Here is a 12,800-nt window from a genome sequence, read left to right on the forward strand (position 1 = left end):
CATATGCACTATCTGCGGAACGTCCTTCAAGGTTGCATTCTGTTGGCCGCGTATAGCGTATCCGCTTCCGCGATTGCCTCGCCACCGGTTGCCGCATTGATGTGTCCACCGGCCCTCGACAGCGGCTACAAGGCGCAGGCTGGCGCACGCCTGATGGGCTCGCCCCTCAATGGCCATGCTGTACTGACCCACGCCTCCATGGCCACCGGCGGCCCCGCCGACCAGGATGCCGACGCCCTCTCGGAGTTCGAGCAGGACGACGAGCAGACCCAGGACGGGTTCCTTACCTACACCTATTACTACGAAGCCACGGCGCAATCGCCGCTGTCCGTGATCTGTTCCTACGGCGGACAACAAGGCGCGAAGCCGTCCCTGCTCTTGCTGCCCGTACCCAACGGCACCAAGGGCAATTGCAAATTCCGCACGCCCGTGGCGGCCGACAAGCATGGCGCCGCATCCTCGATGACTTGCTCGGCGCAGTAAGCCGATCCCGGTTGGCGACGCGACGACATCCATAGTCGCGGAAGTGCGGATCCGCACCTCGGTGGGGCTTTAGTTTTCCTGAACGTTGCCGTTCTAAAGAACTGATGCTCAACAAGGAGGAAGGGCATGAATATCCGCACGAACGTGAACCACTGCCGCACGATTTCCAGCGGGATAGCTTGGCCCCTGGCGTCGAAGATGCGGAACTCGCGGCCGGCCGCCAGTGGCAACGACCGTGAGGTCAAGCTCACGTCGTTGGCACTGAAGACTTGCTCGAAAAAGCAGATAGGTTAAGGACCGCACGCCCCATCTCGGCTGAGGTCTCTCAGGAAAACGCGCCTTTGCATGACGAACAGACAATATTTCGGCAAGAAAGGCCAATACGGCACGACAGGGCTTTTAGTCACTAAAGCGTATAGATGCACCTAACCCCTATACGCTTTAACGTATAGACCCTATCCCCCACTCTCCGCGACAGCCCTGTTCATATCTTCGACCGATACTGGTTTCACCGGTTTCTTTACAACCCCCTTTAGCGACACAAGCGGGCGCATGGCCGGATAGACTTCATACCGGCCCGTAGACCCGTTAAAGCTGAATTCGATGCGATCTCCGAAGCGCAAGCCGAGTTGATTGCGAACGTCCAGCGGGATCGTGACCCGCCCCTTCGAACGAACAGTCGCTGTTGCCACAATGACGTCTCCATTTGTCCCGATCTCAATCCAGGGAGAGACCAGCCCCCCTTCTGGAGCGATTTGCCGATACCCGCCACCCACCGTCTAATTCTTGCGCCGCCGATCAGGACCGCTGCGCCCCGCGCAACCATGCACCCACGCCGAGGTCCATAACGTGACAGCGAAGATCCCGTTCTTTCTCGACGGCGATAAAAGCAAGGCTATCTGCCCGCACTGCAAAGCATTGGTGAGCACGACATTCTGCCGGCGAGATATCCCATTCGAGAGCGGCAACGACGTGGTGAAAGATCTGCTCGTCGCTGTCTGCGACACCTGTCGCGGCATCGTCGCCACGCCGGCACAATCGACGCCTGCGATTCACGAGGCAAAGGACAAGCTATCAAGCCAGCAGGGAAGCCTGCCCTGATGCGCGAATTGCGTACGCTAGCGGCGATCGCCGCGTAGCACGAGACTCACCGCTCCCCCACCCTCAACTTCCGCCACAGCGTCGTCCTGCTGATCCCCAACGCCCTGGCCGCGCTGGCCTGGTTGCCGCCATGGGCGTGCATGACCTCACGGATGTGCCGGATCTCCGCTGCCCGCTGCATTGCCTCCAGGCTGGCGCCCTCCTCCGTCGCCGCAATCTCCCCGCGCCCGGTCATCCCGCCAGCCGGATCCACCACATCCCGCAACACCGACACCGCCGGCACCTCCCCCGCCAACAGGCACTCCAGCGCCATCCGCTCGATCACGTTCTCCAGTTCCCGCACATTACCCGGCCAATCGTGCGCCGCCAGCAAGGGCAGCACCGCGCGCAGGGCCGGCGCCGCCAGTTCCCCGGCGCCCAGGCGCGCCAACGCGGCGGGCAACAGCTCCGCGGCCAGGGCCGCGATGTCCTCCGGACGCTCCCGCAGCGGCGGCACCCGCACCTGCAAAATGTGCAGCCGGTAGAACAGGTCATGCCGGAACGAACCTTGCCGCGCCATGGCCGCGAGGTCACGGTGCGTGGCCGCGATGATGCGCACGTCGATGGGAATGGCGTCGATGCCGCCGACACGCGTGACCTCCTTCTCCTGCAAGGCCCGCAACAGCCGCGTCTGCAGCGGCAAGGGCATTTCCCCAACCTCGTCGAGCAATAGCGTGCCGCCATCCGCCGCCTCGAAAAGCCCCGCCTTGCCCTGCCGTCGCGCCCCCGTGAAAGCGCCCTCCTCGTAGCCGAACAACTCGCTTTCCAATAGCTGCTCGGGAAAAGCGCCGCAATTGATGGCGACGAAAGGCCGCGCATGGCGACGGCTGGCGCGATGGATGCCCTGCGCCACCACTTCCTTGCCCGACCCGCTTTCGCCCTGGATCAAGACCGATGCATCGCTCGCCCGCGCCAGCACTTCGCAGCGATGCACGAGTTCCCGCATCGGTTCGGATGCGGCAACCAGGCCGTCCAGGGTATAGCGCGCCGAACGGGAACGCCGGTGGCTGTGCGCCCGCAGCCGCCCCACGGCCCGCTCCAGCGGTTGCGACGGATGCAGTGTCAGGACAGCGCCGGTCTGGACGCCCGCCTCATACATCGGCACGGCGTCGATGACCAGCGACTGGCCGCGCACATCCTCCACGCGCCCCAGTTCGGACCGCCCCTGTTCCAGGACGGCCCGGGGCGTCAAGCCAGGCGCCACCTCCGCCAACAACCGGCCCGGTGCCGAAGCGGCCTTCGAAACGCCGGTCGCGGCGAGCGCCGGACCGGCAAGCGCATGGCCGGGATGGCCCGCGACACCGATGATGCGGGCCGCCGCGGGATTCAACGTCGTGATGCGCCCCTGCATGTCGACGGCAACCACCCCATCGTTCAGGTGCCGCAGCACCAGGTCGAAATGGTCCCTGCGCGCGCGCTCCCTGTGCTGCGCCTCGGCAATGGCCAGGGCCGTCTCCATGGCGGCACGCACCGAATCGAGCGAGTACAGCAGCACGGCGGTCAGACCTGCCTTGCGGACATGGTCGGCGACCATGCCGGCCCCCACCACCACGTCCACGCCCCGGTCCGCCAGCTCTCCCACGCAGCGAACGACGTCCTCGCGCGTTTCATACGTGCGCAACTCCACGTCCACATTGAATCCGCGCATGAAACGCCGCAAGGCCGCCGAAACCTCGTGATGCAGCACCACCGCGATCCGCGGCGACAGCTCGCGCGCCGTCGCCAGGGCCGCCATCAGGTCATAGCCGCCGACCTGGACCTGCACTACCGGCACCGGCAGGCGCGCGCGCAGATACGCCCCATTGCTGCCGGACGCCACCACCACGTCGCAGCGCCCCTGGTCCACCGACTGCTTCAAGGTGACCAGCGCGGACTCGAAGGCATCGTGCAGCAGCTCGACCCTGGCCCGCCCTGAAAACTCCGGCGCGATCTGACGCAGGCTTTCGAACAAGCCATGCCCCGTCACGGCGTGGATGACCGGCAGGCGCGCCGGGCCGGCGTCGACGGGCCGCGCGACCGAGGTATGGGCGGAAGGGTGATTCACGTTTCAGGAAAGTGATGCGTATTTGAATCACTGCATTTTCAATGATGAAACACTTAGGGCGTATTGGTAATTTCCTGGAGGGCCGGTATAAGGGCCTAGGCGCAGCCCTCCACGAGGCCGTGCCCAAGGGCGCCACAAGTTGGCACCGATCTTGCATGATGCTCTCCACCCTGGCGCACAGACCTCGGAAAAACAGGAGACAAAAGTGAAGACCCCAACCTTGCGACGCGCGTTCGGCGTGCTTGCCGCTTGCTGTACGCTCGCCACCGCCGGCGCCAACGCGCAGGCCGCCGGCGCGGACACCTTCCCCAGCCGGGGCCCCATCCGCTTGCTGGTCGGCTTCGCCGCCGGCGGCAGTTCCGACACGGTCGCCCGCATCATGGCGCCCGTCCTGTCCAGGGAACTGAAGCAGAACATCATCATCGACAACCGTCCCGGCGCCGGCGGCAATATCGCGTCCGACGCCCTGGTCAAGGCGGCGCCGGATGGCTACACCATCATGCTGGGCACGATAGGGTCGCTGGCGGTGAACCAGCACCTGAGCAAGCTGTCGTACGACCCGATCGCCGACATGGAGCCCATCTCCCTGGCCGTGTCGTTCTCCAACGTGCTGGTGGTCAACGCCAACAGCAAGATCCACACTTTCGCCGAATACGTGCAAGCCGCGAAGGCGCCGCATTCCGACATGTCCTTCGGGTCCTCCGGCATAGGCAGCAGCGGCCACCTGGCCGGCGAGCTGCTGAAGTCCGTGGCGGGCCTGCAGAACCAGCACGTCGCCTACCGCGGCGGCGCGCCGGCCACCAACGACCTGCTGGGCGGCACGCTGGCGTCGATCTTCGCCAGTCCCACGGACGCGGTCCAGTTCATCAACGCCGGCAAGCTGCGCCCCCTCGCCACGACCGGCTTGCAGCGGCTGGATGTCCTGCCCGACGTACCCACCATCGCCGAATCGGGCTACCCTGGCTTCGAAGCCAACAACTGGTACGCCTTTACCGCGCCCGCGCACACGCCCAAGGCGGTGATCGACGCCCTGAACAAGGCCATCGTCGCCACGCTGAAGGACAAGGAGGTGGACGCGAAACTGAAAAAGCTGGGCCTGGATCCTGCGCCCACCACGCCCCAGGAAGCCGATCGCTACATCCGCGCGGAAAGCGGGAAATGGGGCGGCCTGATCAAAAAACTGAATATCAACCTCTGACACCGCGGCCTTCATCATGCCTTCCACCATTGCTGAAAAAATCCTCGCCCGCCACGCCGGCGCCGACGAGGTCCAGGCCGGCGACATCGTGGTCGCCGACGTGGACTTCGCCATGGTGCACGACGCGCGCGCGCCCAACGCCATCCGCATGGTCGACAAGATGGGCGCGCAAACGCTGCCCTATGCGTCGCGCACCGCCTGGGTGCTGGATCACTACTCGCCGCCGCCCAACCTGGCGGCGGCGCAGACCCACACCGCCATGCGCCGCTTCGCCGACGAGCACGGCAGCCCGCTGTACGACATCGGCGACGGGATCTGCCACCAGGTGCTGCCCGAAGGCGGCCACCTGACCTGTGGCGATCTGGTCGTCGGCACGGATACCCATTCGGTCACCTACGGCGCCTTCAACGCTTTCGGCACCGGCGTGGAAGGCACCGACGTCACCGCGGTGATGAAGACCGGCAAGGTGTGGCTGCGCGTGCCGGAAACCACGCGCGTCGAATTGACCGGCCGCCTGCAGCCGGGCGTCTGGGCCAAGGACGTCACCCTGCACATGCTGGGCCGCTTCGGCGCGGAAGGCTTGAACTATCACGCCATCGAATATGTCGGCGATGCCGTCGCGGCCATGGAGATCGACGACCGCATGACGCTGGCCAATCACGCCGCCGAGCTGGGCGCCAAGGCCGCCCTGCTGGAAGCCGACCAGAAGACGCTGGACTGGCTGGCCGCGCACGGCGCCCGCGCGCCCCGCCCCGTCAAGGCCGACGCGGACGCGCGCTACGCCAACCGCGTGACCATCGACGGCGCCGACCTGGCGCCCCAGGTCGCCCGCCGCCACGAAGTGGACGACGTGGTCCCGGTGACGCAGATCGATCGCCAGAAAATCCATTTCGCGTTGATCGGCACCTGCACCAACGGCCGCCTGGACGACATACGCCAGGCCGCCGCCATCCTGCGCGGACGCAAGCTGGCGCGCGGCGTGCGGATGATCGTCACGCCGGCCTCCCGCAAGATCTACCTGGAAGCCGCGCGCGAAGGCCTGATCGAGATCCTCACCGCCGCCGGCGCGTCCTTCGAGGCCGCCGGTTGCGGCACCTGCGTCGGCATCACCAACCACCTGATCCCCGGCGACCACGAGGTCGCCATCTCCAGCGCGAACCGCAATTTCCGCGGCCGCCTGGGCAACCACGAAGCGGAAATCTGGCTGGGCTCCGCCGCCACGGTGGCGGCGTCCGCGCTGACCGGCTACATCACCGACCCGCGCACGGTCGACGGCGGACTCTGGAGGCCTGCCCATGCATGACATCATTACCGGCCCGGCCTACATCCTGGGCGACGACGTCAACACCGACACGCAATGTTCCGGCAAGTACCTGCCCGGCAAGGACGAGGCCTACATCGCCGCGCACGCCTTCGAGGGCGTGGCGCCCGGTTTCGCGGGCCGTTTCCGGCCCGGCGGCATCATCGCGGCGGGACGCCACTTCGGCATCAACTCCTCGCGCGAGCAGGCCGTGCACATCCTGCACCGCATGGGCGTCGCGGCTATCGTGGCGCCCTCCTTCGGCCGCCAGTTCTTCCGCAACGCCATCAACAACGGCCTGCTCGTGATCGAATGCGACATCGCCGGCCTGGCCGACGGCGACCAGGTCGCCATCGACCTGCAGGCCAGCCAGATCGCGGTTCCCGGTCGCGGCCTGAAGCAGCCCCTGCGCCCCCTGCCGCCGCAGATCCGCGCCATCCTGCGCGAGGGCGGACTGATCCCTTATCTGCGCAAGTATCCTGACTGGGGGTTCGCACAATGACCATGGCAACGACAGGATCCAGGGACGCGGCCGCCTGGCAACACGCCGCCGACAAGCCGGCACGGCTGCGCCAGGCCTTGCGCGACCGCCTGGCACGCGCAGGGCGCGGCGAGCCGACGCTGGTCGCCCCTGGCGTGTACGACGCCTATGGCGCGCGCATGGTCCAGCACGCGGGATTCGACGCGGTCTACATGACCGGCAACGGCGTATCGGCCAGCCTGCTCGGCAAGCCCGACGTCGGCCTGGTCGACCTGACCATGATCACGGCGCATGCCCGCCGGGTGGCGGCGTGCGTGGACCTGCCGGTCATCTGCGATGCCGACACCGGCTACGGCGCCGCCGCCGCCATCCGCCGCACGGTGGAGGAATTCGAAGCCGCCGGCGTGGCCGCCATCCATATCGAGGACCAGCAATCGCCCAAGCGTTGCGCCCAGTTCCCCGGCGCCCGCGCCGTCCTGCCCTTCGAAACGGCGGTGGCGCGCATCGCCGCCGCGGTGGGAGCGCGCGGGCCCACCGGCCTGCTGGTCATCGGACGCACGGACTGCGCGGCCTCCCTGGGCCTGGACGCGGCCATCGAACGCGCACTCGCCTTCCAGGCCGAAGGCGCGGATGCCGTCTTCGTCGAACTGAAAGGCCACGAAGGCGTGCTCGACGACATCCGCGAAGTCACCGAACGGGTGCGCATCCCCTGCATGTTCAACCTGGATTCCGGCGGGCCCATGGCCAGCCTGGGCACCCGGGACCTGGCGGACCTGGGGATGGCGCTGGCCATCTATCCCGGGCTGCTGCGCAATGCCCTCGGCTACACCATGCGCGAGGCATTGGGACACCTGCGCCAGGACGGCAACACCGACGCCATGCGCGGACGCATGCTCACCAGCGCGGAGTACAGCGACTACCTGGGGCTGGAAGACGTGGAGGCGTGGGAGGCGCGGTATCCGGCGTAGGCTGCCCTGCTTACACTACCCTGCGATAGCGGACCCGCGGCTCGGCCATCATCCGAAGGCCTCGCGCAACGTCTGTATCTTCCCCCGACCAGGTCGCAGGCCGGCAGGGTCATCTCCCAAATTGGGGGTGACGACCGCGATGTCTCCTTCCAGAGTAAGCTCCGGGCATGGACATAAAACGCATCCTCGGCGGCGCCGTGTTCGCGGCGACCGCGTCTTTCCTCCCACTCGCAGCCAACGCCAGTTGCGGCTGGAGCGATATCAACCTGCAGAACGCCCGGGCTGCCGTGGTCAGCCCGGACAGGGTGCATTTCGTCAAGCACGGGGACTCGGCCAACCACTGTCCCAGCGACGGCAAGGAATGCCGGGCCAAGGCCTACCTGGTTCGCGGCGACATGGTGCTGACCGGCACCAGGGAAGGCGATTTCGTCTGCATCGGCTATGTCACGGCGCGCGGCGACATGCTCCTGGAATGGCTGCCGGCCGCCTCATTGGACACCCCGCCGGCCGACGTCCAGAACCCCTCGGACTGGACAGGCACGTGGCGTGTCTTCGACAACGAGATCACGATCGCCCCCAAGGGCGACGCCCTGGCGGTGGCTGGCGACGCTACCTGGCGCCGCGGCGACAACGTCCATGTGGGCGACCTGCAGGGCGTGGTGAAGCCCGAGCATGGGCAGCTTGCCTTCACCTCGACGGGTGACGGTGCCCTGCCTTACGCGCAAGGCGGCCCCGACGACTGCCGAATCAAAATGGTACGGCGCGGCGCCTATCTCCTGGTGGAGGACAACGACAAGTGCGGCGGCCTGAACGTCACTTTCACCGGCTTCTACAAGCGGGGCGTGAATAAGAAGCCTTAAGCCGGATATGCTGGATATCCGCCCTCACACCTGCAGAATCGCGTCGCTGTAACGGGCCACCAGTGCGTCGTGCGTGAGCAGGCGCATGGGTTCGGACATAGCCTGGGCTACGAGCATTCGATCGAACGGATCCTTGTGATGCCAAGGTAGTTTTTCAACCTCGAGCACGTGCTCCGGCGCCACGGCGAGCATGCGGTAGCCCGCCTCTTGAAAAAACGCCAGCGCCGCCTCCGCGGAAATGGGCATATCGCCCCGCCCAAGGCTATGTTTGATACCGATCTCCCAGAGGGATGCAACGCTGACGTGGACCTCGTTGACGGGCGACAAGATGATTTGGCGCGCCTGCGTAGTCAACGCGGGGTTATCCTGCAACGCCCACAACGCGATGTGAGTATCCAGCAATACTCTCATTCGCTTTTCCCATGGAACATTTCGGCGATCGCATCGTTGAGCGCGTCGATGGAATCTGGCAGGACGAACTTGTCCTTGGCCACGCCGATGCGGCGTTCGACAGGCGGTTGGGACGTAATGGGCACGAGCCGCGCAGCCGGCCGCCCACTCCGCGCGATGATGATCTCGGACTCGCGTCCGGATTCCACATCTTCGACCAGCCGGGACAAGGAGGATTTCGCTTCGAACATATTGACCATGACCATGGCGCTTCTCCCGCGTAGACTTACCTTAGCTTAGTTTAGCTAAGAGACGAAAGCAAACACAGTTGCCCGATTCGCACCCGCAAACGGGTAGACAACCAAAACGGGTAGACAACCAGTAACCGAGGAAGCCAGGGAGTTCCACTTGCCGGCGAACCTGTGTCTCGCGCCTTACCCGAAGGCCTCCTTCAACGTCTGTATCTTCCCGGTCTCGCTGGCGTCGTAGCCCACCAGCTGCCCGATGAAGTCACGGTAGCCGCTTCCGCGCATGACGCCCAGCAGCGCGCGCATGGCGGGCTGTTCGATGGTGTCCTTGCGCAAGGCGAAGAAATAGCGCTCGCGCGCCAGCGCCACGAAATCCAGGCCGAAGCGGTGCGCGGCCGTCTCCACGCCGATGCCCGTGTCGGCCATGCCGCTGGCGATGTGCGCCGCCACCGCCATGTGCGTGAATTCGCTGTTCTCGTAGCCCTGCACCCGCGCCACGGGGATGTCCAGCCGACGCAGCATCAGTTCGATCAGCAGCCGCGTGCTGGAACCGGTCTGCCGATTGACGAAACGCACGTCCGGCCGCGCCAGATCGGCCATGCCATGGATGCCCTTGGGATTCCCGGCTGGAACGAACAGGCCCGTGTTGCGCACCGCCAGATGGACCAGCAGGTGGTCGTCTCGATGCAGCCACGGCCGATAATGCGCCAGCATGGACGGCTCGAACTCGCCCAGCGGCACCTGGAAGCCGGCCAGGTCGCATTCGCCGGCATCGAGCGCCGCCAGCGCCTCGCTGGCGGTGCGGTAGCGTAGTTCAAGGCCCGGCGCGTGCCCCTGCATGTGCTGCATCAGCGCCTCGACCGCGAAACCGTGGCTGGCATGCAGGCGCAGATGCGGCTTGCCCTCCGGCAACAGGCGCTGCAATTCTTCCTGCAGCTCGGAAGCCAGGCTGTCCAGCATGGGCATCAGCCGCGCCTCGATACGACGATTGGCCCATAGCAGGCGCTGCGCGAAAGGCGTCAGCTCGGTGCCCTGGCGCCGATGCGTGACGAGCAGCGGAACGCCGAACAAGGCCTCGAACCTGCGCAGCACGCCCCAGGCATGGCGATAGGACAGGCCGCAAGCGCGCCCGGCGCCGGCGATGTTGCCCGTGGCGTCGATCGCCGCCAGCAAGGCCAGCACGTCCTTCAGGGGGATGCCGCCATCCGCGTCATCCCCGTCCAGCCACCAGCCTGGCCGCAGCGCGACGCGGAAGGTGCCGCCAGGGTCCTTGCCGTTGGAGTCGTTCATGGGCCGGAGTTTACGTCTAATAAGCAAATAATTTCATATTGAATGCGACGCCAAGTGGATTTAGAGTCGCGGCAAGGAGACTACGGCATCGATTTATATGCTTTTTTTTGCATATTAATGTGATGACCGCACATACACAGAACCTCAGGAGCCCAACTCCATGATCAAAGGTCAGGCCAGGGTAGACCTGGCATCCACCGGCGCCGCCCGCGGGACGCAGGATTCCGGGCTCCCGTCCGGGACGACCCAAGGCGCGCCCTGTACCCCTGCGCTGGCCACGGTCCAGCGCATCGTCGCCGCGCACGCCCAACAACCCGGCGCCCTGCTGCCCATCCTGCATGCGGTCCAGGCCGAACTGGGTCACGTGCCGCCGGACACCGTGCAAGCCATCGCCGATGGCTTGAACCTGTCGCGCGCCGAAGTCCACGGCGTCATCACCTTCTATCCCCATTTTCGCCAGGCGCCCACGGGTCGCCACGTCGTCGAGCTGTGCCGGGCCGAGTCGTGCCAGGCCATGGGCAGCGAGCGCCTGGCCGAGCACGCGCGCAAGAAGCTGGGCTGCGATTTCCACGCCACCAGCGCCAATGGCGCCTACACGCTGGAACCCGTCTATTGCCTGGGCCTGTGCGCCCAATCGCCGGCCATGCTGATTGACGGCGTGCCTTATGCCCGGCTCACGCCCAAGCGCTTCGACAAGATCCTCGGCTACGTGACGGAGGCCGCGAAATGACCTCTGCTACCGTGAACCCCGCAAGCGCCAGCCCGTCCGTCAACTCGCCATCGAAGGCACAGCCGTCCGCGTCGCCAGGCTCCGCGCCCGCCGTGACGGTCTACGTCCCGCGCGACGCCGCCGCCCTGGCGGTAGGCGCCGATGCCGTCGCCCTGGCCGTCAGCGCGGAGGCCGCCCGTCGCGGGCTGTCCGTGCGCGTGGTGCGCAACGGCTCGCGCGGCTTGCTGTGGCTGGAAACCCTGGTCGAGGTCGCCACCCCCGCCGGCCGCGTCGCCTACGGCCCGGTCGAGGCCGACGACGTGCCCGGGCTGTTCGACGCCGGCTGGCTGGCCGGCGGCGCCCATACCCTCTGCCACGGCCTCACCGAGGAAATCCCCTACCTCAAGCGCCAGGAACGCCTGACGTTCGCCCGCGTCGGCATCGTCGACCCGCGCTCGGCGCAAGACTACGAAGCCCATGGCGGCCTTGCCGGTCTGCGCCGCGCGGTCTCCATGGAGCCGGCGCACATCGTCGAGGAAGTCCTGCAATCGGGCCTGCGCGGCCGTGGCGGCGCGGCCTTTCCCACCGGCATCAAGTGGAAGACCGTCGCGGCGGCGACCGCCGCGCAGAAGTACATCGTCTGCAACGCCGACGAAGGCGATTCCGGCACCTACGCCGACCGCCTGCTGATGGAGGGCGACCCCTTCCTGCTGCTCGAAGGCATGGCCATCGCGGGCCTGGCCGTGGGCGCGACCTTCGGCTACCTCTACGTGCGGTCCGAATACCCGCAATCGATCGAAGCGCTGAACGCGGCGATCGCGACGGCGCGCGAAGCCGGATGGCTGGGCGACGACGTTTGCGGCAGCGGCCGGCGCTTCGACCTGGAAGTACGGGTGGGCGCCGGCGCCTATATCTGCGGCGAGGAAACGTCGCTGCTGGAAAGCCTGGAGGGCAAGCGCGGCGTGGTCCGCGCCAAGCCGCCGCTGCCCGCCATCGCCGGCCTGTTCGGCAAGCCCACGGTCGTCAACAACGCGATTTCGCTGGCCTCGGTGCCCATCATCCTGGCGCGGGGCGCGCAGTACTACCGCGACTATGGCGTGGGCCGCTCCACCGGCACCCTGCCTTTCCAGCTGGCCGGCAACCTGCGCCAGGGGGGCCTGGTCGAGAAGGCCTTCGGGCTAACCCTGCGCGAGTTGCTCTACGACTTCGGCGGCGGCAGCGCCAGCGGGCGGCCGCTGCGCGCGGTGCAGGTGGGCGGTCCGCTGGGCGCCTACCTGCCCGAGTCGCAGTGGGACATCCCGCTGGACTACGAAGCCTATGCGGCCGTTTCCGCCATGATCGGCCACGGCGGACTGGTGGCCTTCGACGACAGCGTCGACATGCTGCGCATGGCGCGCTACGCCATGGAGTTCTGCGCGGTGGAATCCTGCGGCAAGTGCACGCCTTGCCGCATCGGTTCGACCCGCGGCATGGAAACGCTGGACCGCATCGCCGCCGGCGGCGCCGACCATGGGAAACAGGTGGTGCTGCTGCGCGACCTGTGCGACACCATGCTGGGCGGCTCGCTGTGCGCACTGGGCGGCATGGCGCCCTATCCCGTGCTGTCCGCGCTCAATCACTTCCCCCAGGACTTCGGTCTGGACAAAACAGCGCCGGAAACGGCACGCCAGCCGGCCTGACGGCCCCGCA

The 12,800-nt window shown here is 66.7% G+C and carries 14 protein-coding genes; 9 read left to right on the forward strand and 5 right to left on the reverse strand.

Translation table 11 applies throughout. The features are described from left to right. Positions 1-99: 99 nt before the first annotated feature. Positions 100-483 carry a hypothetical protein gene (locus tag C7R54_RS02225; RefSeq protein ID WP_129148554.1) on the forward strand — a complete coding sequence of 128 codons (384 nt, stop codon included), beginning with the start codon at positions 100-102 and terminating at the stop codon, positions 481-483. Positions 484-938: 455 nt separating this feature from the next. Here the strand turns inward: C7R54_RS02225 and C7R54_RS02230 are convergent, their stop codons facing one another. Continuing rightward, positions 939-1,175, reverse strand: coding sequence for an AbrB/MazE/SpoVT family DNA-binding domain-containing protein (locus tag C7R54_RS02230; RefSeq protein WP_129148555.1), 237 nt, complete (start codon positions 1,173-1,175; stop codon positions 939-941). Positions 1,176-1,332: 157 nt separating this feature from the next. On the opposite strand from C7R54_RS02230, the gene C7R54_RS02235 reads away from it, so the two are divergent. Further along, positions 1,333-1,584 (forward strand): hypothetical protein, encoded by a 252-nt coding sequence (locus C7R54_RS02235; protein WP_129148556.1) that lies wholly within the window; start codon positions 1,333-1,335, stop codon positions 1,582-1,584. A 46-nt stretch (positions 1,585-1,630) separates the two neighbouring features. Here C7R54_RS02235 and prpR read toward each other — a convergent pair whose 3' ends face one another. Beyond that, entirely contained in the window at positions 1,631-3,667 is a 2,037-nt protein-coding gene (gene prpR / locus C7R54_RS02240; RefSeq protein ID WP_129148557.1) for a propionate catabolism operon regulatory protein PrpR, read from the reverse strand. Positions 3,668-3,872: 205 nt separating this feature from the next. Here prpR and C7R54_RS02245 point away from each other — a divergent pair, with 205 nt between their 5' ends. From C7R54_RS02245 to C7R54_RS02265, 5 genes are all read left to right on the forward strand, one after another. Continuing rightward, the gene (locus C7R54_RS02245; RefSeq protein WP_129148558.1) at positions 3,873-4,865 is read left to right on the forward strand and encodes a Bug family tripartite tricarboxylate transporter substrate binding protein; all 993 of its coding nucleotides are present in this window, start codon (positions 3,873-3,875) and stop codon (positions 4,863-4,865) included. A gap of 16 nt (positions 4,866-4,881) precedes the next feature. Further along, complete coding sequence (locus C7R54_RS02250; protein WP_129148559.1) at positions 4,882-6,168, forward strand: 3-isopropylmalate dehydratase large subunit; 1,287 nt, start codon at positions 4,882-4,884, stop codon at positions 6,166-6,168. After that, entirely contained in the window at positions 6,161-6,667 is a 507-nt protein-coding gene (locus C7R54_RS02255) for a LeuD/DmdB family oxidoreductase small subunit (protein WP_129148560.1), read from the forward strand. The genes C7R54_RS02250 and C7R54_RS02255 overlap by 8 nt, the downstream gene beginning before the upstream one ends. Positions 6,668-6,669: 2 nt before the next feature. After that, on the forward strand, positions 6,670-7,614 hold the full coding sequence (locus tag C7R54_RS02260) for an isocitrate lyase/PEP mutase family protein (protein ID WP_158021128.1): 945 nt from the start codon (positions 6,670-6,672) through the stop codon (positions 7,612-7,614). A 167-nt stretch (positions 7,615-7,781) separates the two neighbouring features. After that, a complete protein-coding gene (locus C7R54_RS02265) occupies positions 7,782-8,474 on the forward strand; it encodes a hypothetical protein (protein ID WP_129148562.1) in 693 nt (230 codons plus the stop codon). A 24-nt stretch (positions 8,475-8,498) separates the two neighbouring features. Here the strand turns inward: C7R54_RS02265 and C7R54_RS02270 are convergent, their stop codons facing one another. From C7R54_RS02270 to C7R54_RS02280, 3 genes are all read right to left on the reverse strand, one after another. Next, complete coding sequence (locus tag C7R54_RS02270) at positions 8,499-8,885, reverse strand: type II toxin-antitoxin system VapC family toxin (protein WP_129148563.1); 387 nt, start codon at positions 8,883-8,885, stop codon at positions 8,499-8,501. Then, positions 8,882-9,130 (reverse strand): type II toxin-antitoxin system Phd/YefM family antitoxin, encoded by a 249-nt coding sequence (locus tag C7R54_RS02275; RefSeq protein ID WP_129148564.1) that lies wholly within the window; start codon positions 9,128-9,130, stop codon positions 8,882-8,884. Before C7R54_RS02275 ends, C7R54_RS02270 begins: the two co-directional genes overlap by 4 nt. A gap of 168 nt (positions 9,131-9,298) precedes the next feature. Continuing rightward, a complete protein-coding gene (locus C7R54_RS02280; RefSeq protein ID WP_129148565.1) occupies positions 9,299-10,402 on the reverse strand; it encodes a substrate-binding domain-containing protein in 1,104 nt (367 codons plus the stop codon). A gap of 160 nt (positions 10,403-10,562) precedes the next feature. On the opposite strand from C7R54_RS02280, the gene C7R54_RS02285 reads away from it, so the two are divergent. Beyond that, positions 10,563-11,132 carry a formate dehydrogenase subunit gamma gene (locus C7R54_RS02285; protein WP_129148566.1) on the forward strand — a complete coding sequence of 190 codons (570 nt, stop codon included), beginning with the start codon at positions 10,563-10,565 and terminating at the stop codon, positions 11,130-11,132. Beyond that, positions 11,129-12,790 carry a formate dehydrogenase beta subunit gene (locus C7R54_RS02290; protein WP_129148567.1) on the forward strand — a complete coding sequence of 554 codons (1,662 nt, stop codon included), beginning with the start codon at positions 11,129-11,131 and terminating at the stop codon, positions 12,788-12,790. The genes C7R54_RS02285 and C7R54_RS02290 overlap by 4 nt, the downstream gene beginning before the upstream one ends. Positions 12,791-12,800 lie beyond the last annotated feature (10 nt).

The sequence above is a fragment of the Achromobacter aloeverae genome (assembly GCF_004121055.1).
Classification (GTDB): Bacteria; Pseudomonadota; Gammaproteobacteria; order Burkholderiales; family Burkholderiaceae_B; genus Bordetella_C; species Bordetella_C aloeverae.